At 44.8% G+C, this 23,365-nt stretch carries 18 protein-coding genes; 13 read left to right on the top strand and 5 right to left on the bottom strand.

Going from position 1 to position 23,365, the window contains the following annotated elements:
* Positions 1-40: 40 nt before the first annotated feature.
* Positions 41-1,519, bottom strand: coding sequence for an RNA polymerase factor sigma-54 (rpoN, locus tag Cabys_RS11870; protein ID WP_006930746.1), 1,479 nt, complete (start codon positions 1,517-1,519; stop codon positions 41-43).
* 448 nt (positions 1,520-1,967) lie between these two features.
* Entirely contained in the window at positions 1,968-2,969 is a 1,002-nt protein-coding gene (gene pdxA / locus Cabys_RS11865) for a 4-hydroxythreonine-4-phosphate dehydrogenase PdxA (RefSeq protein WP_006930745.1), read from the bottom strand.
* Between the two features lie 164 nt (positions 2,970-3,133).
* Here pdxA and Cabys_RS11860 point away from each other — a divergent pair, with 164 nt between their 5' ends.
* The 5 genes from Cabys_RS11860 (at position 3,134) to Cabys_RS11840 (ending at position 7,730) form a co-directional block, all read left to right on the top strand.
* Complete coding sequence (locus tag Cabys_RS11860; RefSeq protein ID WP_150109318.1) at positions 3,134-3,700, top strand: methyltransferase family protein; 567 nt, start codon at positions 3,134-3,136, stop codon at positions 3,698-3,700.
* 522 nt (positions 3,701-4,222) lie between these two features.
* Positions 4,223-5,236: a hypothetical protein gene (locus Cabys_RS11855; protein WP_006930737.1), complete on the top strand. Its 1,014-nt coding sequence runs from the start codon at positions 4,223-4,225 to the stop codon at positions 5,234-5,236.
* Positions 5,237-5,256: 20 nt separating this feature from the next.
* Positions 5,257-6,762, top strand: coding sequence for a multiheme c-type cytochrome (locus tag Cabys_RS11850; protein WP_006930732.1), 1,506 nt, complete (start codon positions 5,257-5,259; stop codon positions 6,760-6,762).
* 65 nt (positions 6,763-6,827) lie between these two features.
* Complete coding sequence (locus Cabys_RS11845; RefSeq protein WP_006930731.1) at positions 6,828-7,499, top strand: hypothetical protein; 672 nt, start codon at positions 6,828-6,830, stop codon at positions 7,497-7,499.
* Positions 7,500-7,730 carry a hypothetical protein gene (locus Cabys_RS11840; RefSeq protein ID WP_044281406.1) on the top strand — a complete coding sequence of 77 codons (231 nt, stop codon included), beginning with the start codon at positions 7,500-7,502 and terminating at the stop codon, positions 7,728-7,730.
* Between the two features lie 173 nt (positions 7,731-7,903).
* Here Cabys_RS11840 and Cabys_RS11835 read toward each other — a convergent pair whose 3' ends face one another.
* On the bottom strand, positions 7,904-8,383 hold the full coding sequence (locus Cabys_RS11835) for a UPF0158 family protein (protein WP_006930730.1): 480 nt from the start codon (positions 8,381-8,383) through the stop codon (positions 7,904-7,906).
* A 175-nt stretch (positions 8,384-8,558) separates the two neighbouring features.
* Between Cabys_RS11835 and Cabys_RS11830 the strand changes: the two genes are divergently transcribed.
* On the top strand, positions 8,559-11,600 hold the full coding sequence (locus tag Cabys_RS11830; protein ID WP_006930729.1) for a golvesin C-terminal-like domain-containing protein: 3,042 nt from the start codon (positions 8,559-8,561) through the stop codon (positions 11,598-11,600).
* Between the two features lie 125 nt (positions 11,601-11,725).
* On the opposite strand, the gene Cabys_RS11825 is transcribed toward Cabys_RS11830, so the two are convergent.
* Entirely contained in the window at positions 11,726-12,451 is a 726-nt protein-coding gene (locus Cabys_RS11825) for an HAD family hydrolase (RefSeq protein WP_006930728.1), read from the bottom strand.
* Positions 12,452-12,595: 144 nt separating this feature from the next.
* On the bottom strand, positions 12,596-14,779 hold the full coding sequence (locus tag Cabys_RS11820; RefSeq protein ID WP_006930727.1) for a FecR domain-containing protein: 2,184 nt from the start codon (positions 14,777-14,779) through the stop codon (positions 12,596-12,598).
* Positions 14,780-15,214: 435 nt separating this feature from the next.
* Here Cabys_RS11820 and rho point away from each other — a divergent pair, with 435 nt between their 5' ends.
* From rho to scpB, 7 genes are all read left to right on the top strand, one after another.
* The gene (gene rho / locus Cabys_RS11815) at positions 15,215-16,297 is read left to right on the top strand and encodes a transcription termination factor Rho (RefSeq protein ID WP_006930726.1); all 1,083 of its coding nucleotides are present in this window, start codon (positions 15,215-15,217) and stop codon (positions 16,295-16,297) included.
* 164 nt (positions 16,298-16,461) lie between these two features.
* Positions 16,462-17,238, top strand: coding sequence for a C40 family peptidase (locus Cabys_RS11810; RefSeq protein ID WP_006930725.1), 777 nt, complete (start codon positions 16,462-16,464; stop codon positions 17,236-17,238).
* Positions 17,239-17,256: 18 nt separating this feature from the next.
* Positions 17,257-17,760 (top strand): HNH endonuclease, encoded by a 504-nt coding sequence (locus Cabys_RS11805; RefSeq protein WP_006930724.1) that lies wholly within the window; start codon positions 17,257-17,259, stop codon positions 17,758-17,760.
* 119 nt (positions 17,761-17,879) lie between these two features.
* The gene (locus Cabys_RS11800) at positions 17,880-20,756 is read left to right on the top strand and encodes a T9SS type A sorting domain-containing protein (protein WP_006930723.1); all 2,877 of its coding nucleotides are present in this window, start codon (positions 17,880-17,882) and stop codon (positions 20,754-20,756) included.
* Between the two features lie 214 nt (positions 20,757-20,970).
* On the top strand, positions 20,971-21,948 hold the full coding sequence (trpS, locus tag Cabys_RS11795) for a tryptophan--tRNA ligase (protein WP_006930722.1): 978 nt from the start codon (positions 20,971-20,973) through the stop codon (positions 21,946-21,948).
* The gene (locus Cabys_RS11790) at positions 21,945-22,673 is read left to right on the top strand and encodes a segregation and condensation protein A (protein WP_006930721.1); all 729 of its coding nucleotides are present in this window, start codon (positions 21,945-21,947) and stop codon (positions 22,671-22,673) included. The genes trpS and Cabys_RS11790 overlap by 4 nt, the downstream gene beginning before the upstream one ends.
* A gap of 1 nt (position 22,674) precedes the next feature.
* Positions 22,675-23,361 (top strand): SMC-Scp complex subunit ScpB, encoded by a 687-nt coding sequence (scpB, locus tag Cabys_RS11785; RefSeq protein ID WP_006930720.1) that lies wholly within the window; start codon positions 22,675-22,677, stop codon positions 23,359-23,361.
* Positions 23,362-23,365: the final 4 nt, after the last annotated feature.

Genomic DNA, 23,365 nt, shown 5'->3' with positions numbered 1-23,365 from the left:
TTTCAGGAAGCGATTGAAGCGGTTGGTGGATCAGAGATTATTAAAGTTCTTTGCGCAACCGGGCGACCGGTATTTGCAATTGCTCCCGATATTTGGCGACCGTCCGACGCGCAATGGGAAACCCTTCTTTTTTCAATATTTCGGCGATTTTTTCATCGCTTAACGGTTTGTGTTTGTCTTCGGCGTCGATAATTTCCTGAATGCGTTGTTTAATACGGCGCGTGGAAATTTCTTCGCCGTCTTCGGTCTCAATCTTTTCATTAAAAAAGTATTTCAGCTCAAAAACACCGTAATCGGTTTGCACGTATTTGCCGTTGGCCACACGACTGACGGTGGAGATGTCCATATCGATCATTTCGGCGATTTCGCGCATGGTCAGCGGCTTGATGTATTCCGGCCCTTTTTCGAAAAACTCGCGTTGTTTTTCCACAATGGCTTCCATTACCTTAAGCATGGTGATTTTGCGCTGCCAGATAGAAGTAATGAACCAGCGGGCCGATTCTACTTTTTTACGGATGTATTTGCGCGTCTCCTTGTCGTATTTTTTGCGATCCATGAGCATCTTTTTGTAAAGATTGCTGATGCGCAGGGGAGGGATGTTCCAGTCATTGAGCGTAACCACCAGTTTATCATCAATTTTTTCTACAATAAAATCCGGCACAATATAGTTACTGCGCGCATCAAACTCGCCTTCGCCTGGCTTGGGATTCAGTTTGACGATAATATCAATATTCTTTTGCAGCTCTTCTTTATCGATATGCAAAGCTTCCATTATTTTTTCATAGTGCTTGTTTTTAAAATCGTCAAAATGATCTTTTAAAATTTTGTAGGCAATGGTATCTTGCTTGCCCTGTTCTTCCAATTGCACCATCAGGCATTCGCGAAGGTCCCGGCTTCCCACGCCGGTAGGATCCAGGAACTGAATTTTCTTTAAGATTTTTTCAACCGTTTGCACATCGGTCTCGAACATATTGGCCACGGTTTCAAGATTTAAACTGGCGTCGAGATAGCCGTCATCGCGAATGTTCCAGATGAGATATTCGCCGATGGCCAGTTGCCGATTGTCAAGGTCTAACATATGAAGTTGTTCCATCAGGTGCTCGGGAAGCGATGGACGATGGATTTCGGGCCGTTCAAACTCTTCTTCGTTTTTGTCCCTGGGGATGCGAATTTCAAACGATTCGTCGTCGTTTAAATAATTTTCAAGATCCGCATCGGCCTGGGCTTCTTCTAATTCTTTTTTATCGTATTCATCATTATTTTTAGGTTGATCCAGAAGCTCCAGTTCTTTGGAAATCTCTTCTATCTCATCATCATCTGGCTCTTCGATCATATCTTCTTCATCCGGATTTTCGTCCTGTTCTTCGCCTTCTTCCAGTACGGGATTCACTTCCAGTTCGCTTTTAATGCGTTGTTCCAGGCTTAATAACGGTAACTGCAGTAAAGTAGAAAGCAGAATCTGCTGCGGCGTCAGCCGTTGTTCCATACTCAGTTTAATGTTTTGAGAGAGATTGATCATCGATTACTTCCCGTATTTATTAAATTGGCACGATTCATGTAATAAAGTTAGGCAAATCCAAAGATAGTGTCAAGATATTTCCTCGATTATTAATCGCCGTTCGCGAGCTTGATGAAATTATGCCGGTTAAAAAAATACAAAATGCGTTTTTTCTGTCGATAGATAGGGGAAAGCCTTAAAATGAAATCCATTCTCAAGCTGTAAAGGCAACATAACCGCACTAAAAAAACTTTGATTGATTTACCCCCAATGGACGCAAAGAATGTTTTAAATTAAAAAGAGTTTTTAGCTTACCGCAATAGTCCTCCCCCCTGCACCCCATCTCACAGAATGAAGCTCTGGGAAGATGATCGCCAGCATGGCAAGCAGCCATTGCAGGCATCCACTTTATCTCTTGCCAGGATATTACAGGTCAGTTGCTATCGTAATGGCGGGAGGAGTGAGCCGGTCAATCATTTTCCCAGGCATAACGGGCAGCGGCTTTAATGGCTTCGACCATGCTTGTTTCGTTGGCAATACCTTTGCCGGCAATTTCAAAAGCCGTGCCGTGATCGACCGAGGTTCTTAAAAAGGGAAGGCCCAGCGTTAAACTGATGGTGCCAAAGAAATCAAGCGTTTTGGCTGCGATATGGCCCTGATCATGGTACAGCGACAGCACAGCCTCGTATCTTCCGCGACTGGCCAGATGAAAAACCGAATCCGCCGGAATGGGGCCTGTAACTCTAATATTGGCCATTCTTGCCCGTTCAATGGCCGGCGTGATGATATCGATCTCTTCGGTGCCGAATAAACCATCTTCGCCTGCATGAGGATTAAGGGCGGCCACCGCCAGATGTGGATTCTCAAAGCCCATTTGTTTTAAATACTGATTACAAACTTTAATGGTCTCCAGTAATCGCTCTTCATCCAGGGCGTTTACGATCTCTTTGAAAGGAATATGGCGAGAATAAAAAAAGATGCGTAAATTGCCGGTGACGAATAGGGTCATGGTGTGGTGGCTATCGGTCAAATTGGTAAATATGGCCGTATGATCTAAAAAAGGGATTTGTGTTTTTTTTAAGGATTGTTTATTAATCGGTGCGGTTGCAATCGCGCAGATATTTTTTTCCAGCGCCTGCTCTATAGCGGCATTGATAGCCTTAAAAGAATTTTCACCGCCGGCGGCGGAAATCTGGCCCGGTTCGGGAATGGGCTCGACCAGCGGCGTGTTAAACACCAGAATATCATTTTGAAACAGCTTTTCCGGAGCTTTTTTGAAATCATTAATGGAGATCAGGCTGGCTTCCATGCCGAAAAGCGTCAGATATTTTTTGAGTACAGGCAGCGGGCCAAAGACAACGGGTGTGCACAGCTCATAAACTTCCGGATGGTTTAAGAGCGCCTTAAGAACTATTTCCGGGCCGATGCCCGCGGGATCGCCCAGTGTGATCCCAATGTGTTTTGTTTTCATGGAAATAACCAATGTATTTTAATTGTTTGGTATAAAGTACAATGTTTATAATGAAAATGCAATGATTTAAAAAAGGAGCGGGACTTATTCTACATCAGATTTTAATAATTTTATTGGCGTTTTTGTTTTACTCTGTAATTCACAGTCTGTTTGCCAGCGATTGGATGAAACGCTACGTTGAAGAGAGGCTTCCTTTTTTTGCGCCTTTTTACCGCTTTACCTACAACGTAACGCAAACGGCGCTTTTGCTCTGGCTGTTCCACTGGCTACCCAGACCAGGCGGCTATCTCTGGAATTTTGAGGGCACAATCTATTGGCTTTTTCGCCTCGTTCAGTTAGCCGGCGTCATGGGTTTTGTTTTAGCCGTTCGCCAGTTTGATTTACAGGAATTTTTAGGAATTAAACAGTTGAAGCGCTTTACAAAAAATCAAAATAATCATGTTAAGATTGAGCAATATACTTTCACGCGGGAAGGTCTATTCCGCTATATGCGTCATCCGCTCTATTTTTTTGCTATCGTAATCTTTCTTTTTGAGCCGCGCATGTCTGTGTTTAAATTTTTATTACTTGTCTGGCTTATTTTATATTTCTGGATTGGATCACTCCTGGAAGAAAAACGAATGGTTAACAAATTTGGCGAGGAATATAAAAAGTATCAACAAGAGGTGGGGCGTTTTATTCCAAAAATATCTTTAGTTTTTCTAAACAAAAAGAAATCAAATAGATCCTGAAGGGGAAAAAGACGATACCCATCATATTTTTGTCTTGCGTGTGGCTAAATGGTTTGTAATCAACATGAGTAAATTTTAAGAACCAGTAGTCAAAGCGTATTTGTTTTGCTATCCTCTATGAATTTGACCTCCATAGATGATAGGTCATTTTATCCCGATTTTGCGGTGACGGTAAAAGGGCAGCAGCGCAGGGATTTCCTCATATCGTTGAAAAAAATTGCCTATGCAGGCCGTTTTCCCTTTGTATTAAGGGGACTGGAGATGTGCATTGAGGCTTATTCCGCTTTTAAATTAAATAGGTAAAAAACCCAAAAAAAATTTGCAATCGTGGTTTTTATTCGTAAATTCGTGAAAAAAGTAATTTGCATGAAAGCGAAATTTAAAATGGATTTTATAATAGAAGTTTACATGCACATGATACACAAACCTCCTTGAAAATTTGCTTTTTGACGAATAGTTGTAGAGAGCTAAAATTTTTTGCCCTCACATGTGAAAAACATAACAAGATAAGGGGGTTATGAAATGAAAAAATTATATTTTATTCTGTTACTAATTTCGACATTGTTATTTGCCCAAAATAATAAAAGTGGTAAGATAAGCGGTTTGATGTTTGGAGATTACTATTATGAGGTTTCTAATAATAATAGTAATCTTAAAGATCGAAACGGATTCTGGATTCGCAGGATTTATTTAAAATATCAAAAAGATATTACAGAAAACTTTTCCTCATGCGTGTTATTCGAAATGAATACGCCCGATGGCCTGAATCAGGTCAGTAATAAATTAACTCCCTTTGTTAAGGCAGCATATCTGTCCTGGAATCGTGGAAATCATCAAGCGTTATTGGGAATTTCGCTTACTCCTGCCTATGGGGCGGTCCTTAAAATGTGGGGGTATCGTTCCATCGAAAAGACTCCCCTGGATTTACACAAATTTGTACATACGGTTGATTTTGGCCTGGCTATAAAAGGGAATCTGGATAAAAGGGGAAAGTTTACATACCATTTGATGATAGCTAACGGTTCTGGAAATGTAGGAGATATGAATAAAGGAAAGAAGGTAATGCTCTCATTGGGTATAAAGCCTGTTAAAAATCTTTTAATCGATCTCTATGGTGACTGGGATAATAATCCGGGTAAAACGGATTGGTACACCTTTCGCGGTTTTATGGCATATAAAACCGAACAATTCAGGGTAGGTTTACTTTATACGCATCAGGTAAGAGAGTTGATAGGCGCTAAAGATCTTAAGTTAGACATGGGGTCTGTATTTGCGGTAGCTAAAGTAATGAAAAAGACTAACGCTATAATGCGCATTGATCGTTGCTTCGATCCAGACCCCGCAGGGAATACAATTGCTTATATCCCTTTTGATCCGACAGCCAGGTCCACTCTTATCATAAGCGGTATTGATTATGCTTTTGATTCCGACGTCCATTTGATGCCGAATCTGGAAACGGTTCTTTACGATAAAACAAATGGCGTAACACCGGATGAGGATATTATTCCACGTTTAACATTTTTATGTAAGTTTTAACTAAAAAAAGGAGGCGAAAAATGAAAGGGTTAAAATTCTTATGTGTTTGTGGATTTATGCTCGCCTTCGTTCTTTCAACTTCCGGAATATGTGAACAGGGAGTGAAAGATACGAAACCACAGTACAAAACTTTTAGTGAAGCAACTACAGAATGTTTGGAGTGTCATAATGATGCGACATCATTTGTGGTAAATGATTGGAAGCGATCCAAACACTACTATAATGGCGTTGGCTGTTATGAGTGCCATAAGACAGATGAAAGTAATCCTGCCGCGTATGAACACAATGGTTACACCATTTCCACTCTGGTTACCCCAAATCAATGTGCCTCATGCCATTCCGGCATTGTCAAAGAATATCAAGCATCGATTCATTCGCATTCTGGTTTAATTGCCCAACGAGCAGAGGCCTCGGCCGGCGGAAATTTTTCCGTTATAATTCTTTCCATGTTAGGATGGAAGCCAGACAAAATTATTCATCAGAAATTCTGGAAAGATATCGTTAACGATCCAATCTGGCCTTATGCCGGTGTACCCAAAGAATTGCAGACCGAAAATCCGAAAATAAAGGATGTGGTTAAGATTTTTGCTAATTACGGGTGCTATTCCTGTCATGGAACTGTAATTAATGTTCTGGAAAAAACCAGGGAAAAAGTGGTGTTCGACTTTAGAACTTGGCCAATGAGCGGTGCTGGAACGGTAAATCCCGATGGTTCTATCGGTTCCTGTAAAGCCTGTCATCCTTTCCATAGTTTCAGTTTGCGCGTAGCTCGTGTCGGGCGCGGCGCTTGCGGCCGTTGTCATGAATCTGAAGACCATCCCAATTATGAAATGTATGGCAAATCGATGCATGGTGCAGCTTTTTTGTCTCAAGCCCATGAATGGAATCTTGATTCGCCGGCAGCTAAGGCTGGCCGTGATTACTTTGCGCCAACTTGCGCTACCTGCCACATGGGAGCTGTTTACCAGGGTGACGAAATGCTGTATCCGCCTACTCATAATCCGGCGGCTATTTGTAAATGGAAATTAGGAATGTGGAAACTAACTTTTGTTCGTAAAGCAGGTGAACCGCATCCCGCTCTGCCTTCTGTTAAATATCCGACTAATGGGATCGAAAATAGAAAACGAGCATTGGCTATGTGTACACAATGCCACACAAAACAGTGGTCAGCCAACGCTCTGGTGAGCGGCGATTTAACCATGTCCACTTTGGATAATTTTAGAACCATTGCTCTAAAGATAGAGGATGATCTTAAAGCTAAAGGGCTTAACACTCCGTTAGATCGTAAAACGGTTCGGGATATTGGAGCCATGGCTGTAAGACCGACTGAGATTTCCATGTTCCATTATGCCCCTGGATATGTATGGTGGGAAGGCGTGTATAAAGTTGCGTTTGAATTGACCGAGTGGTTGGAAAATTCCGTTGCCCCTCGACTCGGTGACGATTATGTGGCGCAATACATATCATGGATTAAAGAACATAAAGAAAAAGTTGATGAATATCGAAACAAAATGCATATTAAATAAAAATGAAAAAGCGGCCTCCTTTTTAAAACAAGGAGGCCGCTTTTAATCCAATGATGAGGGTAAAAATGAAAAAGTATAGTGTATTTTTTCTCGGGCTGATCTTATTACCTGTTATGATTTTGGCGCAAAACAATGAACAAAGTGCTGTTGTGACAACTTCTAAAGGAATTACGATTTCTCCTGCAGAATTTAAAGCATATTATGAGGATTATAAACAGAAAATAAAAAATTTGAAAAGTGACGATTGGTATTTTAATCTTTCGGATAAAATTACTGCGGCAAAAGAATTAGCTTTGCAAAAAATAATCTTGAATGAGGCCAAAAAAAATAAAATCGAACAAACGGAATATTTCCGAATATTAAAGCCTGAAATGGAAAAGGCCTTTCAAGAAATTGACCAGAGGGCGAATCGGGAAAAGCTTTCTCACGAAACGGTAGCTTTAATCAAGGAAAAAATTAAAAATGGTTTACTATGTAAGGCTTACTTAAATAAAGAAATAGAGCCCTATATTCAAGTAACCGATTCTGATATTGATAATTTTTTAACGGCTCATCAAGGTACTTATGCATTAAAACGTACTAAGAAAAACTCAAAAGCTCAAATCATCCAACGGGATATTCTTACACAAATGATACAGAGTGAAAAAAGAAGCCGAGTTGCCAAAGAAATTGCCCAGACCTTATTCAAAGAGTATGATGTTAAAGTAAATGAAAATATGTTAAAAAACATAGAATAATTGTCGGATATTATTATATGGCAGCAAAGCCGCAACCAAAATCAAACGCAAAGCGCGCAAAGTAATTTTCTCGCAGATTACGCCAATCAGCGCAAAAAAAGATTAAACAAACTATTTCAAGCGACCACAGAGAGCTCAGAGAAGTCACAAAGGCGCAAATACTATTTTAAATTAGAAATAGTTTCAATTGTCCTCACCCCTTTCCAAGAAAAAGAGTCTGGGAGAGGGTAAAGAACTGTTCGTTGGAAATTTTTCTCCAATGATGTTCAATATTTGCGCATTTGTAAATTTCTATTCAACCATTCAACTAATTAACTATTCAACCAATCCAGCGGCACAAAAATTTTGCACGCTAAGGCATTACATTTTTTAAATTATTCTAAGTCTTAGGTTTCACGATTAAACTAATTTTGATGAGAAATCAGAATGTTGTTGTCCTTCAGCCATTCGATCGCTTTGCAAAGATAGAACTCATCTCGGAATTGAATGAATTTTTTTAAGAATTTGGGTGCTCCCTTTAAAATGGAATGGAACTCAGAAAAGCCGCCATTTCCGTGGATGGCATTGTACAGCCTGTTTTTCAGATAATCGGGAATCGAAGTAGATTCGAGAAATCCGTTCATCAATTCAAAAACTACCAGCGAAAAATTGTCCGGAATGTACTTTAATGCGGTATCGCGTCGTGTAATGTCCCGCGCCAGCGCTTCAACGTTCATACGCTCGGGCTCAAAAAGAGATTGAAACATGGCGCTCAGGGCGGAGGTCTCCGTTGGAATATAAATAATCTCGCCTGTCTCACAATCCAGAAAGCACTCCATATTCATTTCCGGACCGCGATGCAGAACGAACGCCAGCTCATCGAGATTAATTGGTAATTCAAGCATGAGCAAGACTTTCTATCTTCACTTAATCATTGAAGAAAAAGTTGTTTTACATTGGATTAAATTTTAAAATACGATTAAACGGTTTGATTAAAATCAGTCTTTATTAAAATTATATATGAAATATAAAAAAAAAATTATAAGATGCAAGGGTTTTAAGTTTTTCGGAGAACTGTAAATGAGATTAAAGGCACTCGCTTTCTGGACCATTGTTCTGATGCTGGCTTCCTGTCAGCCGTTGTTGATTAAGAAAAAACCCGCATACGATTATTCGGGGTTGAGCAAGAAGGAAATAAAAGTACATAAAAAGGCGGAGCGCTTCCTGGAATATGCCGCCCGAACAGAACAACCCGTCAGGCTTTTCCCCGGCGTTAGGATCGACAGCGTTAAAGTAAACGAAGAAATGAAAAAGATTCGAATTTACTTTAATAAATCTTTTTCCTTCGTTCCTTTTCGTGAAGAGAATGTTCGTAAAGTTTACGAAATAATTCGCGGCCTGCTGGGGGGCAAGTTCAAAAAATATGACTTACAAATTTACAGCCTGCAGGTTCCCATCGAAGAGTTAATCCCCAATTTTTACCGTTCTCAAAAAGCAAAATGGGATGTAACGCGTTTGCCCAAAAAATATCAACGCCCCGCGCCCATTGTCCGCCCTGAAAAGCCATGGAAAGCAGAACGCGGACTGGAAGGAAAAAATATTGTTTTGTGGAACAGTCATGGCTGGTATTTTAATAATAGCGTAGGCCGTTGGGAATGGCAGCGGCCTCGACTGTTTCAGTCCGTCGAAGACCTGTTGACCACTTCTTTTGTCCTGCCTTTTCTTGCTCCGATGCTGGAGAATGCGGGAGCTTATCTCTTTTTGCCCCGCGAACGGGATTTCCAGATCAACGAGGTTATTGTGGACAACGATTCCACCGCCCCGGCCGGTCGGCACTATTCAGAGATCACCCGCGATAATTTGCACTTTTTCAAAACGGGCCATGCCCCGGGATTTGCCCTGGGCTATCCGCCTTATGAAACGGGAGAAAATCCATTTAAAATGGGAACGTACCGTTATGTATTAAGCGATTCGCTGGCTTCAGCGATTGTTAGATGGACGCCGGTCATTCCGCAAACCGGTTATTATGCGGTGTACGTCTCCTACCATTCCGATTCCAACTCCGTTACCGACGCCGACTACACGGTTTTTCATGCCGGGGGCAAAACCGCTTTTAAAGTGAACCAGACCATTGGCGGGGGAACCTGGATTTACCTGGGGACTTTTAAATTTCGACGGGGCTTTCATCCCGATTCCGGCAGCGTAAGGTTGACCAATTTAAGTAAAGACCAGGATCGGATCGTATCGGCCGATGCCGTGCGCTTTGGCGGCGGCATGGGCAACGTTGCCCGCGAAGGGCAGGTGAGCGGACGCCCCCGCTTTGTGGAAGCGGCGCGCTACTATTTGCAGTTTGCCGGAATGCCCGATACCCTGGTTTACAATTTTTACGCGGATTCCAATGACTATGTGGATGACTATAAAAGCAGGGGCGAGTATGCCAACTATCTCTACGGTAAGCCGTTTGGTCCGAGCCGCAACCGGCAGGCAGAAGGATTAAAGATTCCCATTGATCTGTCGTTTGCCTTTCACACAGACGCCGGCATAACCCATAACGACACGACCATCGGGACGCTTGCCATTTACAGCCTTGCGGGAGCGGATTCCCAAAGAGTGTTCCCGGACAGTGTTTCGCGTATGGCCAATCGCGATTTTGCCGACATTTTACAGACGCAGATTGTCCATGATATCCAGGCGCAGCTGGATCCCGTATGGCAAAGGCGTCCTCTGTACGAGGCGTACTACAGTGAAGCGTTTTTACCTAATATGCCGGCCGCCCTGTTAGAACTACTTTCGCATCAGAATTTTCGCGACATGCAGATGGCGCTTGACCCGCGCTTTCGCTTTGTGGTGAGCCGGGCCATTTACAAGGCCATGTTAAAATTTATCGCTTCACAAAACGAACAACCATTTGTGGTTCAACCGTTGCCTGTAACACACTTTCAGGCCGTGTTCGATTCTGCCGGGCGCGTTATTTTAAGCTGGAAGCCCACGCACGACCCGCTGGAACCTACGGCCGAAGCGCGCTCTTACATCGTTTTTACACGCATTGATAGCTTCGGCTTTGATAACGGTTTTGTGGTACAAGACACTTTTGCGGTGATCGACTCTGTTCAGCCAGGTAAAATTTACAGTTTTAAGGTCTGTGCTTTAAATGCAGGAGGTAAAAGCTTTCCCTCAGAAATTCTCTCGATTTATCGTTCTCCAAAACAAGGGCCCGTCCTGCTCATCGTCAATGGATTCGATCGGATTTGCGCTCCTTCTTACTTTAAAGACGACCGCATCGGCGGATTTTTGGGCTGGCTGGATAACGGGGTTCCGTACAAATATGATCCGGGATTTGTGGGGCTTCAGTATGATCTGAAGATGGATTCTAAGTTTTTGAGAAATGATGCGCCGGGCTTTGGCGCCAGTTTTGCCGATTACGAAACGCGCGTTATCCCGGGCAATACATTCGATTTTGTGTACGAACATGGAAAAGCCATCAAAGCCGCCGGTTATTCTTTTGTGTCGTCCAGCGATGAAGCGCTGATGGACGGCCGGTTAAATCCAGAACAATATCCGGTTATGGATCTGATTCTTGGCGAAGAAAAACGAACGCCCTGGCCGTTCAGGCAAAATGAGATGTTTAACGATTCCACTTTTGCCGCTTTTCCGGAACGCTTACAGCGAGTGATTAAAAAATATCTGGTTAAAGGCAACGGTCTGTTTGTCTCCGGAGCGTATGTGGCCAGTGATCTTTTTGCGCCCAAAGAACAGAAATATAAAGATATTATCTTTGCCAAAAAGTGGTTGCGCTTTGTGCTGGCGACAGACCACGCCGCTCGAACAGGTAAGGTTAAAACCGCCTTGCGCGATGAGATTTTTGATTTGCCGGAATTCCGATTTAATACAGATTATCACCCGCAAATTTATGCCGTGGAATCGCCGGATGCCCTGAATCCCATGAGCGATTCATGGACCTGTTTACGTTATGCGGAAAATGAATTCAGCGCCGGTGTGGCTTTTAAAGGCTATTTTCGAACCATTACACTGGGATTTCCTTTTGAAACGATCCTGGATACACAGGTTCGCAATAAGTTGATGGAGCAGGCCCTGCGCTTTTTGTTGAACAATAAACAGTGAGCGGTTTGGGCAATAACGCCAGGGACATCGATTAAAGATCGATTTATTAAAAAATCTCTAAAACTGCCATACGCCCCTCAGGGGATTGAAAGCGAACTACTAATAGGTGCGCAGCCTTGCTTTGCTCATTGGGATTGGGCCTGACGAAGCCATTCTGTAGCCTGATCTATTTTTTCGATGAGCGCATGAGCGTGCGTTAATTTTTCCGGCGGGACAAAATGGCTCTTTAAAGCAATGCAGGTTAAACCAGCGGCAAGGGCGCTGCTGACTCCAGCCGGCGAATCTTCAATGGTCAGGCAGTTCTCCGATTGTTCTTGCAGCAGTTGGCAGGCTTTGCGGTAAATCTCCGGATCTGGTTTACGATTTTTAACATCTTCTCCGGAAAGGGTCACAGAAAAGATGTTTTGAGGATCGAACCGACCTTGAGTTGTTTCCTTTAAATTCTTGAATATAACTTCAATTTGCTCTCTATCTGACGATGAGGCCACGCCCAATTTAAATTGCTTTTTTTGGCAGTAATCGACCAGACCTTCGATGCCGGGCAGGGGGTGTAGCGGGGTGGATTCCAGCAGTTTAAGGTAAATGGCGTCCCGTTGTTTAATTCCTTGTTGAATAACGGTTTCGTCGGTAATGTGTAGCCTTTCGTTGTAAATTTTGCGGATGTTATCGGGCACAGAAAAGCCGATAAAACCATACAAAAAATCATTGTCGTAAGGCAGTTTTAGCGCATCCAGAAAACGCGCAAAGGCTTCCATATGCAACGGTTCGGTATCCACCAGCACGCCGTCCATATCCAGAATTAAGGCCTTTGTCTTTTGCAGGCGCTTCAATAGTTCCGTATTCGAAATCATTGACATCCTTTCTGATTTTTAGCAGCCAAAGATAAAGTAAATGTGCATACAGTGCAACCAGAATAAAACTGCCGGCGGAAGGCAACTTCCGCCGGCAGGGCGTTTAAAGCGTTATTTAAGAATGAAAGGAGGGAACGTTCATCATCAAAAGCGCATAACGGTTTGTATGATGGTCGTTTTTACGGTTTCATTACTGCCGGATATTTTGCCGTCGCCGTTCACGTCGCGATAGGTCTGGCGGAAATCGATCAGCAGCGAGGCCGAAGGCGAAATTTCATATTCCAGCCGATAGCCTAAAATAGTGCCTTCGGTTTTCTTGAACAGGTCGATGGCGTTGTTCTGGTAGTAATAAGCGCCGGCCCGAGTAATTCTGGGAATAAAGCTGGTATTTAAATCAAGGTTGGCGCGCAGGGTTCTAAAACGGACATTGGCGCGACTCATGTTCTGGTACTCGGCGCCAAAGATCATCATATTCCACAAATCGAAATCTGCGCCGATCACAAAGCCGCGCAGCCGTTCTGTGGCAAAATCATTTAAATATTGCCTCTTGGTGTAAGGAATGATGATATCGGTGGTATCGTTCGCGGTTTTATAGGTGGCGCGTTCTAATTCATAGGTGGTATTAAAATATTCCGGTAAAAAGCCTTTTCCGAATACGCGATATTCGGCGTAAGCGTTAATAAAGGCAAATTTAGCCCAGAAGCCGGGAAAGGTAACACCCCAGGCGCCGTTGTATGGATATTTGGCGTATTGGGCGTAGGTGGTTAATTGCAGATATTTAAAGGTTAAAATGGGGTACGAAGCGTCCAGCGCAAAGGCAATTTGCGATTTGTCTCTGGCCTGATCGATATCGAACGGCTCAGGTTTGAGCATGACCGAATCCTGTTCGTTGTAAAGATCGGCGCCATGCGGGCCAAAGGTTTCGATTAACAAATCCAGATTATCCGTGAAGCCATCGCCGTCACGGTCAAAATCGCGAGAGTCTGGAATACCGTCGCCGTCGCTATCGATGGCCTCATTTTTGTCGTCGGGGAAATCGTCGAGTAAATCCGGGATGCCGTCGCCGTCGCGGTCTTTTAGGCCTTTGTATTGATTGCGATCATAAACCATGCTAAGGCCAATTTCCAGCGCGCCAAAAGGGCGGTAAGAAACTCGTCCGGCAAACAAGCCGCCGCCGCTCAGCACTTCGGAAAAGTTGTTGACCATTCCGTCAAAGCCGTAAGGGCCGCGTTTCATTCCTATTTCCATTCCCGTACGGATCACGCCGGGGTATTCCACCGTGTTGGAATAGCGATTCATCAATAAACCAAAACCCAGCCGGTAATTATCAATAGCGCCAACTTTAAGATAAAAGGGATCTCCGCGCTGCGCCCAGCGTACGTAATAAATTTTTTCTACAATGTCTTTAAAAGAATCCCAGTTTTCCTTGCGAATATTGCCGTTTTGATCCAGGTAAAGCGTTAAATCCAGCGCCACGCCAACTTTGCCGATGGAAAATTCGGGCCGCACGCCAATTTGATTGTAAATCTGGCCGTCAATGGTTACGGCGCCCAGAGAAACGCCGGTTCGCAACCCACCTTTACGCGCTTTTTGTTCTGGCGCTGCGGGCGTTTGTGGCTTAACCTGCGGTTGCGGTTCTTGCGGCTGGGGGGCCGGCCTTGGCTCAGGCTGTTCGTCTGGGGCGGGCTTGCGCTCTTCCATCTTCTCTTCAGGCGCCGATTGTTCGGGAGCTGGTTGCGGAAGGCCTTCGCTCACCATCTCCAGTTCGGCCAGTTCCTGTTGCGTCAGCGGCGCTGGCGCGCTTGGTATGCCGGTTGAAGCGATTTCCGACTTGAAGCCAGCCTTAATCATTACCGAGTTCTGAAAGGTAGGATCGCTTAACTCAACGGCTCCTTCCCGCACCCACACGCTGGTTTTTGCCGGTTGGTCAATCAAATAAAATTGAGTTCCACGAATGGCGGCCACGCCCACCGAGCTGCGAATTTTTACTTTGCCCAGAAAGCGTTTCTTAAAATAAAAGAAAAATTTGCCCAGGTTGGTTATCAATTCGCCGTCATCGCTTTCTGGCGAGGGCATTTTACGGATTTCAAGTAAAGAATTGGCCAGGACTTTAGAAACCGACCCATCAGAAAACTCAATTTCACACAACGATTCGCTGCCGGTTTTGACAATGGCGCCTATTTGTAACGAAGCATCCAGTTTTAACGTCTGCCAGGTTGCTGCAAAGGAATTTGGTTTGTAGGTAACATCGCCCATCAAAAAACGTACTTTTGCGGTTTGAGAAAAAAGCGCTGAAAAAAGGATCAGCGAAATAAAAATCCAACGCATGGTTCCTCCCTTGTTCTTTGGTAGATGATAAATAATGTAGTGAAATTCCCCAAATAATCCAATAAGCGTGAGATAAAAATGAAGGATTTTTTTATCAGGCGGGGGGAGTAAATGAGCCGTCGCGCAAGCCAAACGTTTAATTATCAACGTTCCGCAGGAGGCCAGTGGTACGAATGATCAATTTAACCTTGATTAATAGGATTACCTGCTTGCCTTGATATTTTTCTCATTTCGGGGGCGGTAAATACAATCCCGGTGATCCAAAAATAAGGCAAATCATAATTCGGGATGTATCGGAATGTAATAGAGGAGAGTAATGACATTTTGGAATTTAAATCAATTTTTGTAAATTTGGGGTTGTTGGTTTAATTCTGACATGTTTCAATTTTTATTTTGAATATCTAAATCCAGAGGAAAAACAGTGGGAATACTAAGATGAGTCCGAAAAAAATTATTGAAGGCGTTCTGGAAATTACGGCGCAGGGTCATGGTTTTACGCGCAAAGCGGAAAATAATTTCTTGCCTTCTTCCGAAGACGCTTTTGTTCCGCCGGCTTTCATTAAAAAATTTAAGTTGCGGGAGGGCGTTCTTTTAAAAGTGGTTCTGCAGGAAGGAAACAGCAGAGGCCGCTACAAACCGGTTGGCGAAATTCTTTCCGTTAATGATTTGCCCCCCGAAAAATACGCCGCGGTGCCTGAGATCAAATCATTAACCTCCATCGATCCCTTTGAGCCGTTAAAGATTAAAATGGACGAAGGCGATGTTACCGGCTGTGTCATAGATTTGTTTACGCCGTTAGCCAAAGGAACGCGCGGCTTAATTATCTCTCCCCCCAGGGCCGGTAAGACAACCATTTTAAAACATATTGCCGAGGCAGTTTTAAAAAATCACCCGGAAGTGGAAGTGATGATTCTACTGATCGATGAACGCCCGGAAGAGGTGACGGATTTCAGGCGAACGGTGGGCGCGAATGTCTATTTTTCTTCATCGGATCAAAGCGTGGAAAATCATTTGCGCATTGCCCGTTTAACCGTCAATATGGCCATCCGCAAGGTGGAGATGGGAAAAGATGCGCTGGTTTTGATCGACTCGTTAACGCGAATGGGACGCGCTTTTAATAAAGGCTCCAATACTTCAGGCCGCACCATGAGCGGCGGATTGGATGCCCGCGCACTGGAAATTCCCCGCCAATTTTTTGGCGCCGCCCGCAAAATTGAGAATGGCGGTTCGTTGACCGTGCTGGCTACCATCCTGGTGGAAACCGGCAGCCGGATGGATGATATTATCTTTCAGGAGTTTAAAGGAACCGGCAATATGGAGCTGGTGCTCTCCCGCGCCTGTGCCGATCGTCGGATTTTCCCGGCCATTAATTTAAAAGAATCGGGTACGCGCAAAGAACATAAAATTTTAGATGAAGACCTGCTGGAAAAAAGCCACAAATTGCGTCGCTATCTGGTTAATTTTGACGAGGTCGAAGCCATGAAAAAATTGTTGCAGCAGATCGACGAAGTGTGTTAAGGACGGCGCCAGCGGAGTGAAGGACAGCCCCGAAGTTTTGAAGGAAGTTTTCCAAAAAAGTAAGATAAAAAAACTCGTACACGGCCAGGCCCACGCTTTTTAAACTTGCTCATTTTATTTTTGTCTATTACATTTAAAGATCAATTTAAATTGAGAGAGCAAGCATGCAATATTTTGTCAATGTTACGTTTGCTAATATTTACCGTAAGCCTACCTTTCATTGCGAAGTGGATACTCAGGCCGTTCTCTGGGAAGAACTACAGGTCGAAGAAAAAATCGAATCTTTTTATCGCGTTCAAACAGAAGATCATTACGAAGGCTGGATAAACGAACACCAGGTGGCCGTTTGTCACCGACCGCAGGAAGAGCGGCGTATGGTGACCGCGCTGGCGCAAAAGGTGTACAACGCGCCAGACGCTTCGGCAGAGGTTATGCGTACGGTGGGCGCTGGCTCGACGCTGCCGATCGTACAGGAAAAGAACGGCTGGTATGAGGTGCTGCTGCCGGACGAAAAACGAGGATTTGTTCCCAATGAAGCCTTTGCCCCTCCGCCCGGTTTTAGTCGTGATGGCTTACTACAGATAGCCCGAAGGTTTTTAGGCGTTACCTATGTTTGGGGGGGGAAAACGCCGTTCGGATTGGATTGCTCTGGCTTTGTACAACTGAGCCTTAAGCTTTTGGGCAAAAACGTAAGGCGCGACGCCTGGATGCAATTTGAAGATTCGCATCCTGTTTCAAAAAGCCCAAAGGATGCCCGTGCCGGAGACCTCTATTTCTTTTCTGAAAACGGCGATAAAATAACGCATGTGGCCATTACAATGGGCGGGCAAAAGTTTATTCACGCGCGGGGAATGGTGCGCATCAACTCCCTTAAAGAAGACGATCCGGAATTTACGCCGGATCTGTTACATGACTTTGTGGAAGTGCGTACTTTTTTTTAAAGAAAAAGGGCAAAATCCATGTTAAAGCGTAAAGTACTGGTTCTGAACCAGAATTATGAGCCAATGGCTATTTCTACCGTTAAACGCGCCATCATTTTATTGTATGCGCAAAAGGTGGAAGTGGTGGAGCGCTATGACGGTATTATCCGTTCGATTTCCGCCAGCATGCCCTGTCCCAGCGTGATCCGGTTGCACAGCTACATTCGCAAGCCCTTTCGTGAAATTCCTTTAAATCGCAAAAATATCATGAAAAGAGATCACCACACCTGCCAGTATTGCGGGAAAAACAGCCGTCCCATGACCATCGATCATGTGATTCCCAAAAGTTTTGGCGGCAAAGATACGTGGGAAAATCTGGTTGCCGCCTGCCTGGCCTGTAACGCAAAAAAGGGAAACCGCACCCCGGAGATGGCCGGCATGAAATTGTTAAGAACGCCCAAACGACCGGGCCATCTGTTTTATTTGCAGGTCATGGCCGGCAAACCGCATGCAACCTGGAAACCTTATCTTTTTATCTCATGAAATCTTCGTTTAGGATGAGGTTAGTAATTTTTGTGAACAAATATTGTGATTCAGAAAGGATCATTCTCCTTTAATTGTCGTATATTCAAAAAGCACAGGTATAAACTTAAAGGACTGACATGCAGTACAAAATATTTTTTGGATTTTTGTTTTTAATCGGCGCCGTTCTGAACGGCCTGAATGCGCAAACCCCGCAAGTCGTTTTAGAACTGAAGTGGGGAAGTGGTATTGAGAACGCCGGCTTCCGAAAAGCGCCCGAAGCCAATTACGGCCCGCGTGCTTTTGCCGTTAAAGACGGACAGGTCGTTATTCTGGATGAACCGCAAAATTTGCTTAAAATTTTTAAAAATGGCCGATTGCTTCGCATGTTTGAAATTCCGCCCTTTAGCGATGACGTTGAATTTAACAGCGCGGACGATTTTGTCATTCTTGCCGAAAATCGCCTCTACTTTTTTAAAAACGGGCGCATCGTCAATTCTGTAAAGCCGCCAACACCCATGGATGTAATCGAGGCCATTAAACGCATTGACGTCAACCATCTGCAAATAACATTTAGCGATCAATCAAAGGCCTATTTTCAGCTGAATGATACGCAACTTTTAAAAAAGGCGCCTGCCAGCGCTGGGAATGCTCTTTCTGAACTCAAAACCGTTAAGCTGGACGAACATACGTTTCGCCTGGAAACAGGCCCCGGCCAGACAACCGACATGGCGCTTAAAAGCGAAGAACCTCTGGCCAGTGTGCGTTATCTGGGCAGCGACGATTTGAATCGCCACTATTTGAATCTGGAATTTTTTGAGCAGCAGGTGCCCCTACGCGTACGCCGTGAAATTCGTGTTTTAGATGGGCAATTTCGGCTGCTGGCTACAATACATGCGCCGGTGAATGCCCACACAGAAATTTTCCGCGATTGGTTTATCGAAGCGGATGGCCTTTTTTACCAGATGATTTCTGGCGCTGAAGGCATTAAAATTGTTAAATGGGATCTGACCGGAGTCGTTAACGCGGATCGGCCTCTTCCATTGCGCTATCCGCAGCCGTTTTACGAAGGCGTACATTACAACCTTCTGAATACACAAGACGCCGGAAGCCAATTAAGCAAGGTGAGCGATTTTGAAGATTATCCGCAAATTATGCCTTCAGAAGCGCTGGCCATTGCCGATGAATATGTGCGCCTTTACTGGACCTGTACGCAGGACAATTTAACCAATGGCGTGGTCACCGATCCTTACGGCAATCAGGTGCGCACGCCATCGTGGATCGTAGTCGGTCAAAATCAGCATGTGCCTTATAAGTGGGGCGGCTCGGAATCCATCGAAGCCTTTTTGTACGGCATTGATATTTTAAAATACGCGGGCGATAATTACACCGACGGCGGCGGTACGCCATCGGCGGTGGGCGTCGATTGTTCGGGTTTTGTCTCCCGCTGCTGGAATTTACCCCGCCATTATGCCACCAGCATGATGGATGATGGTATTACTCTGCCGTACCTGAGCTGGAGCGAGGCGGAGCCGGGCGACGCCGTACACAAAGTAGGTCATGTGCGCATGGTGGTCAGGCAAAATACCAACGGAAGTTTGCTGGTGGTTGAATCTTCTGGACAGGATTGGAAAGTTTCATACAGAACCTATTACTACAGCTCGCTGGTCAACTATACGCCGCGTTATTATGTGAATCGCCAGGGCGCGCCAGACAATATCCCGCAGCCCCGTCTGAATGCGGTAACAATCAATGAAGCAGGAAAGATGGAGCTGGACTGGTCGTTAGAAGGGCTGGAAAACGTTAGCTCGTTACGCATTTATTTTTCGACCGACGGTAATAGCTGGGGTTCTGGAATATCTGTGCCCAAAGATACCACGCAGTGGTCCGTGCCCATCAACGACGGACAAATGATCTTTGTTAAATTGAGAAGTTTCTCTTCCGGCGCCTATCAAAATCCAAGTGTAAGTTCGGATGTGTACGGCGGATTTCGTAACGACGGAATATCTCGGGTATTAATTGTCGATGGATTTGACCGCACCTCGGCCACCAGCGGACGCTGGCAATATTTGTATCACTCGTTTGCAACCACGCTGGGAAAATCTCTGGCGGCGGCCGGCATCCCTTTTGAAACGACAACCAACGAAATGGTGCGCGCGCAAAACATTGATCTGGAAAATTATCCCGCCGTTTTCTGGCTGTGCGGCGATGAAAGTATTCGCGACGGCACTTTTGACAGAGAAGAGCAGCTACTGGTAACGGATTATTTGCGCAACGGCGGGCGATTGTTTGTTAGCGGTTCGGAGATCGGCTACGATCTTGGAAGTCATGGTACCGCTTATGATCAAACCTTTTTCAGCGACTATCTTAAGGCGGCCTTTGTCAAAGACAATGCCGGCAGCTGGCAGGCAGAAGGAGCGGTTGGAACGCCCTTTGCCGGGCTTCAGGTGCGTTTTGACGACGGCCTGCAGGGCATTTATCCCGTATCTTACCCGGACGCCATTAACCCGCAAGGCGGCGCGCAGCTGGCTTTAAAATACGCCAACGGCGATGGCGCAGCAGTTTATTTTGACGGCGTTTTTCCGAACGGTAACAGGCCGGCTCGGTTATTCTATCTGGGCTTTCCCTTCGAAACCATTTACGATGCTGCCGAACGCGACTCATTAATGAGCCGCGTTGTCGATTTTTTTGAGCTATACAATCTGACAGGTATTGATGAAGAGCAACTGCAAAAAACGCCGGTTGCATTTAAACTAATCGGTAATTTCCCCAATCCCTTCAATAATCAAACGCAGATTCGCTTTAACCTGCCGGCGCCGGGTCGCGTCAAATTAACGGTGTTCAATACGCCCGGGCAGCAGGTTTTTGAAGGTCAATTTTCTTTTACCACCAGCGGGGCGCAAAAAATCACCTTTTCCGGCGATCGGCTGGCCAGCGGTCTCTATTTTTACCGTCTGGTATTTAACGGCCAGGGAAAAACATTTGTTGCAGGGAATAAAATGATTTTGATTAAATAATGGAAAATGGCAGGGGCGCTGCGTTCACAAAGGGCATGGGCTGTCCGGACAAGAGAACGTTTTTTGAATGCACGCCTCTGTTTTTATTCCACGCCCCATCGCCATTGTTTATATTGCCCCAACACGGACGTTAAAAACTCGGTTTGTTCCAATACCAATCATTTTGTAAATTAAAATTTCTGATAAAAATAAACGAATAAATACGGGAGAAGCAATGGAGAAAAAAAGGATTTTGAGCGGCATGCGTCCTTCCGGCAGGCTCCATCTGGGAAACTACGCCGGCGCGCTGGAAAATTGGCTGAAACTGCAAGAAGAATACGACTGTTACTTTTTTGTGGCGGACTGGCACGCCCTTACCACCAATCCCGCCGCCGCTTTTTCGGTTGAAGAAAATACCATCCAGATGATTATAGATTGGCTTAGCGCAGGCATCAAACCCGACTTGCCGCTTTTCATTCAATCTAAAGTAAAAGAACACGCGGAATTGCATCTCATCTTTTCCATGTTAATCACCAAAGAACGGCTGGAGCGCAATCCCACTTTAAAAGAACAGGTGCGCGATTTGCACGCCGAGACCATTTTGTACGGTCATCTCGGATATCCTGTGTTGCAGGCGGCCGATATTCTGATGTACAAGGCGCATCTGGTGCCGGTGGGAGAAGATCAGCTTCCTCACGTGGAAATCACGCGCGAGATCGCCCGTAAGTTCAATCAAACCTATGCCGAGGTCTTTCCTGAACCGGCGCCCAAGTTGACCACCTTTTCACGCTTACCGGGGCTGGACGGCAGGAAGATGGGCAAGTCCAACAACAATTTTATTTTGCTTTCCGATTCGCCGGAAGAGATTCAGAAAAAAGTGCGCACCGCGGTGACCGATCCGCAGAAGGTTCGTAAAAATGATCCGGGGCATCCAGAAATTTGTAATGTTTTTAAATACCATCAAAAATTCAATCCCGAAGAAGTGGATGAAATCGAAAAAGATTGTAAAAGCGGCGTACTGGGTTGCGTGGCCTGCAAGCAGAACTGCGCAGCGAAAATCGCCGATTATTTTGCGCCGCTGCGCGAGAAGCGCGTTTACTACGAAAATCATCTGGACGAGGTGAGGGATGTGCTCAGCGAAGGCACGCGCAAGGCCAGAGCAGTGGCCGAAAAAACAATGGAAGAAGTACATAAAGCGATGAAAATGGGATGAGATATCGGGTAAAATTAGACATATTCGAAGGCCCGTTTGATCTGTTGTTGTTCTTAATTCGTAAGAACGAAGTGGATATTTACGACATCCCCATCGCACAAATTACCGAGCAGTTTTTAGAGTACATCGAGGCCATGCGCATTCTGGATTTGAATGTAGCGGGCGATTTTATTGAAATGGTGGCCATTTTAATGCACATCAAAGCGCGCATGCTGCTGCCTAAAATGGTAACCGACGGCGAAGAGGAACCGGACGATCCGCGCACCGAACTGGTGGAAAGATTGTTAGAATACAAGCGATTTAAAGAAGCGGCGTTTGAATTTAAAAATCTGGAAGAAGAACGAAAAAAATATTTTACACGCCGCGACTTTAAATTTATCGAAAGAGAAAGCAGAGAACCTACCACGGAAGAATTTCTGGAAAAGGTCACCCTGTTCGACCTGATGATCGCTCTGAAACGCGCGCTGGATAATATGCCCAAAATTACCTACCATCAGGTGGAACGGATCGACGTAACCGTTGAGCAGCAGAGCGAATTTTTACTGAACGAGCTGAAAGAGAAAAAGATGATTCTTTTCCAGGATCTGATGAAGCAGTTTAAAGAAAAAATCGTTCTTATTGTAACTTTTATTGCGCTTCTGGAACTCATTCGCAAAGGGCAAATAGAAGTGCGGCAATCGGAAGTATTCGACGATATTCGCATTAAACTAAAAAAAGCGGCGTAAAATGGAAGAAAAAAAAATAGCAACCATCGAAGCATTGATCTTTGCCAGTGAATCGCCCATTACCGCCCAGAAGATTAAAGAAATTCTGGAGGACGTGGGTGCAAAAGAGATTAAAAAGGCGGTGAGTGAATTAAATCGACGTTACGAAGAGCAGAGCTCTGCCCTGCAAATCATTGAAGTGGCCGGTGGATTTCAGATGGTAACGCGTCCCGAATTTGCCGAACCGGTAAGCCGACTGTACAAAGCGCGCCAGGGACAACGGTTAACGCAAAAAGCGCTGGAAACGCTGGCCATCATTGCCTACAAACAACCCATCACCAAGCAAACCATTGAACATATCCGCGGCGTTAACGTGGACTGGGTGTTGCGCACGCTCATTGAACGTAATCTGGTTACGGTGGTGGGACGCGAAAAGGCGCCGGGCAATCCCTTGCTTTATGGAACCACCAAAGAATTTCTGGAATATTTTGGCCTTAAAAGTCTGAACGATTTACCCAAACTCAAAGAAATTGACGAAATCCTGAAAGGCGACGAAAAATTTCTGGAAAGTCTGGATCAGGTCGCTCTGGAACAACTCGCTCCGGAAGAGCTGGGCATTGCCAATCCGGAAGAATTAATGGAAAAAAAGCAAAACGAAAACCATTCACAACAACAAAACAAAGCGGAAAATGGAACCAGGGAGTCTTAAGGCC

The organism is Caldithrix abyssi DSM 13497, from assembly GCF_001886815.1.
GTDB classification, from domain to species: Bacteria; Calditrichota; Calditrichia; order Calditrichales; family Calditrichaceae; genus Caldithrix; species Caldithrix abyssi.
The sequence above is the reverse complement of the archived record's forward strand: the minus strand, read 5'-3'. Positions and strand labels throughout refer to the sequence as shown.

Coding starts and splice junctions, on each gene's coding strand:
- rpoN (WP_006930746.1), bottom strand. CDS start 1,519: ATGATCAATCTCTCTCAAAACATTAAACTGAGTATGGAACAACGGCTG.
- pdxA (WP_006930745.1), bottom strand. CDS start 2,969: ATGAAAACAAAACACATTGGGATCACACTGGGCGATCCCGCGGGCATC.
- Cabys_RS11860 (WP_150109318.1), top strand. CDS start 3,134: ATGAAACGCTACGTTGAAGAGAGGCTTCCTTTTTTTGCGCCTTTTTAC.
- Cabys_RS11855 (WP_006930737.1), top strand. CDS start 4,223: ATGAAAAAATTATATTTTATTCTGTTACTAATTTCGACATTGTTATTT.
- Cabys_RS11850 (WP_006930732.1), top strand. CDS start 5,257: ATGAAAGGGTTAAAATTCTTATGTGTTTGTGGATTTATGCTCGCCTTC.
- Cabys_RS11845 (WP_006930731.1), top strand. CDS start 6,828: ATGAAAAAGTATAGTGTATTTTTTCTCGGGCTGATCTTATTACCTGTT.
- Cabys_RS11835 (WP_006930730.1), bottom strand. CDS start 8,383: ATGCTTGAATTACCAATTAATCTCGATGAGCTGGCGTTCGTTCTGCAT.
- Cabys_RS11830 (WP_006930729.1), top strand. CDS start 8,559: ATGAGATTAAAGGCACTCGCTTTCTGGACCATTGTTCTGATGCTGGCT.
- Cabys_RS11825 (WP_006930728.1), bottom strand. CDS start 12,451: ATGATTTCGAATACGGAACTATTGAAGCGCCTGCAAAAGACAAAGGCC.
- Cabys_RS11820 (WP_006930727.1), bottom strand. CDS start 14,779: ATGCGTTGGATTTTTATTTCGCTGATCCTTTTTTCAGCGCTTTTTTCT.
- rho (WP_006930726.1), top strand. CDS start 15,215: ATGAGTCCGAAAAAAATTATTGAAGGCGTTCTGGAAATTACGGCGCAG.
- Cabys_RS11810 (WP_006930725.1), top strand. CDS start 16,462: ATGCAATATTTTGTCAATGTTACGTTTGCTAATATTTACCGTAAGCCT.
- Cabys_RS11805 (WP_006930724.1), top strand. CDS start 17,257: ATGTTAAAGCGTAAAGTACTGGTTCTGAACCAGAATTATGAGCCAATG.
- Cabys_RS11800 (WP_006930723.1), top strand. CDS start 17,880: ATGCAGTACAAAATATTTTTTGGATTTTTGTTTTTAATCGGCGCCGTT.
- trpS (WP_006930722.1), top strand. CDS start 20,971: ATGGAGAAAAAAAGGATTTTGAGCGGCATGCGTCCTTCCGGCAGGCTC.
- Cabys_RS11790 (WP_006930721.1), top strand. CDS start 21,945: ATGAGATATCGGGTAAAATTAGACATATTCGAAGGCCCGTTTGATCTG.
- scpB (WP_006930720.1), top strand. CDS start 22,675: ATGGAAGAAAAAAAAATAGCAACCATCGAAGCATTGATCTTTGCCAGT.